Here is a 254-nt window from a genome sequence, read left to right as displayed (position 1 = left end):
AGGCGTGGCGCCACATTGGTGTAGTGCAGCTCGCGCGCCGCGTCGGGGTAGCCGTTCTGCCCCAGGTAGTCCAGCCGCTGTGTCGCCAGGTTGAACACCGCGCCCTGGTTGTTCTTCTCCGTCGACGGATGATGCAACGTCCACCGCGCTCCGAGATTCAGCGTCAGGCTCGGCGTCGCCTTCCAGTCATCCTGCACGAAGAACTCCTGGATGGTGTCCCGCGGTCGCAGCTTCTGCTCCTGCAGATCGATCGA

The 254-nt window shown here is 64.2% G+C and carries 1 protein-coding gene; it reads right to left on the bottom strand.

Annotation, left to right across the window (positions count from 1 at the left end; translation table 11 throughout):
- Positions 1-254 (bottom strand): outer membrane beta-barrel protein (locus AC5IJH_RS18430; RefSeq protein WP_491904279.1); only part of this gene is annotated, 254 nt, incomplete at both ends.

The sequence above is a fragment of the Candidatus Dedyshia acidiphila genome, from assembly GCF_051025295.1.
In the GTDB taxonomy this organism is placed as follows: Bacteria; Acidobacteriota; Terriglobia; order Terriglobales; family Acidobacteriaceae; genus KBS-83.
The sequence above is the reverse complement of the archived record's forward strand: the minus strand, read 5'-3'. Positions and strand labels throughout refer to the sequence as shown.